Raw genomic sequence first — 2,219 nt, forward strand, 5'->3', positions numbered from 1 at the left:
GGCCTCGGCAACGCCTTCGACCCTGCTGGCAAGGTTTTCCAGCTCCAGCGAGGAAACCCATTCCCCGCCGGTCTTGATCACATCCTTCAAGCGGTCGGTGATCCGCAAGGTTCCGCCCTGATCGAACAGCCCCACATCACCGGTGTGCAGCCAGCCGCCGTGCCAGAGCGCCCGCGTGCCTTCGTCATTCTTCAGATAGGACTGCGTCAGCCAGGGCGCACGGGCGACAATCTCTCCAGTAGATTTTCCGTCGCGTGGCACATCGTTCATCTCTGGGTCGACGACCCGGATCTGGACCATAGGCGCGGGTTTGCCCGTCGCCGTCCGCACCTCTATCGGGACCTCGGGGTCCCGCGTCGCCATCATGTCAGCCACGGTCAGGAAGGGACAGGTCTCTGACATGCCGTAAGCCGCGTGAACGTCGACACCCCGTGCCAGCGCCTGCCGCGCTAGTCCTTCGGGCAGGGCCGAGCCGCCGATGATGACCTTCCAGCGACTGAGGTCCGTCGCCGCCGCCTCTGGTGCGTTCAGCAGCATCGCAAGGATCGTCGGCACACAATGCGAGAAGGTCACGCCATGTTCGGCAAAAAATCCCAGAAGGCGCGCGGGTTCATAGCGTCCCGGATAAACCTGCTTCAGCCCCATCATCGTCGCGACATAAGGGATGCCCCAACCGTGAACATGGAAAAGCGGCGTGATTGGCATGTAGACATCGCCACGGTTCAGCCCGCCACCCGGGATCGGACCAAGGCCCGCCGCCACGGCAAGCGTATGCAACACCAATTGGCGCTGCGAATAGCTGACCCCCTTGGGATCGCCCGTCGTGCCGGTTGTGTAAAACAGCGTCGCGCGAATATTCTCGTCGAAGTCTGGAAAGTCGCTGACCGGCGTGGCGGCGTCCAGAAGCGCCTCATACTCACCCTCGGCTTTCACATCCGGGGGTGTCTGGCCGTCATCGCTCATCACCACCAGACGCCAGGGACGTTCAATCCGGTCGGCGATCCCCATGAGCATCGGCAGGAAATCGACATGACACAGGATCAGGTCATCCTCGGCATGGTTGATGGTGTAGAGGATCTGTTCCGGCGACAGGCGGATGTTTACCGTGTGCAAGGTGGCGCCGATCATAGGCACGGCAAAGAAACACTCAAGATAACGATGGCTGTCCCAATCCAGCACCGCGACGACGCTGCCCTCGCCGGCGCCAAGGGCGCGCAAGGCCCCGGCGGCACGTCCAATGCGTTTGGCAAAGGTCCGGTAGTCATACCGCATCATGTCGGCGTGAATGATTTCCTGCCCTGGCGCATGAGAAAGTGGCGCGGTCAGGATCTGCTTGATCAACAAGGGGTAGACATAGGCGGTCATGGGCTTCTCCGGTTTCGAAACTTGTGCCGCCTCAAGTCGGCATCGCGCAAACAACAAAAAACCGGGCTTTGCCCTGATCCAGGCAAACCCATGCCCGACCCATAACGAAAACACACCCATCATGTCTTCTATGGTTGTTTGCCGAAAACGGCGCTTGCCCTGAAACTGCGATAAGCCTTGAGGGAGGAACGAGGTGCATCGCATCATACTGACGCGCCTGGCGCAGGGTTTGCTGACCTTGCTCTTGGCATCCATCATCATTTTCGGCGCGACAGAGATCCTTCCCGGCGACGTGGCCGAGGCGATCCTGGGCCAAAGCCGCACGGAAGAAGCACTGGCAACCCTGCGCGAGGAGATGGGCCTGAACCGCCCGGCCATCGTGCGTTATTTCGATTGGCTAGGCGGGATGGTGCAGGGCGACTTGGGTACATCGCTTGCCACCAAGCGGCCGGTCGCCGACATGATCGAAAGCCGAATATGGAACACGCTGCGGCTGGCGCTGTTGGCGGCGGCAATCTCGGTTCCGCTATCGCTGGCGCTTGGCCTGTGGTCGGCGATGCGCGCCGGTGGCCGCGTCGACAAGACGCTGGCCATGACCACGCTCGCGCTGATCGCGGTGCCCGAATTCTTTATCGGCCTTATCCTGATGAAGGTTTTTGCAGTTGAACTGCAATGGTTGTCTGCCTCTGCCAATACCCGGCCCTATTTCGATTTCTGGCAGAATTTCCGCGCACTTGCCCTGCCAGTTGCCACGCTCAGCTTTGCGGTTCTGGCACATATGATGCGGATGACACGCTCTTCGGTGATCAACATTTTTACATCTGCCTACCTGGAAATGGCCGCACTCAAGGGAC

Annotated in this window: 2 protein-coding genes; one reads left to right on the forward strand and one right to left on the reverse strand. The window is 60.5% G+C overall.

Going from position 1 to position 2,219, the window contains the following annotated elements; genetic code table 11:
- Positions 1-1,365 (reverse strand): long-chain-fatty-acid--CoA ligase (locus WBB85_RS11830; RefSeq protein ID WP_432638814.1); only part of this gene is annotated, 1,365 nt, incomplete at its 3' end.
- A 193-nt stretch (positions 1,366-1,558) separates the two neighbouring features.
- Between WBB85_RS11830 and WBB85_RS11835 the strand changes: the two genes are divergently transcribed.
- On the forward strand, positions 1,559-2,219 hold a 661-nt coding region (locus WBB85_RS11835), incomplete at its 3' end, for an ABC transporter permease (RefSeq protein ID WP_432638815.1).

It is taken from the genome of Albidovulum sp. (assembly GCF_049646345.1).
Lineage (GTDB): Bacteria > Pseudomonadota > Alphaproteobacteria > Rhodobacterales > Rhodobacteraceae > Albidovulum.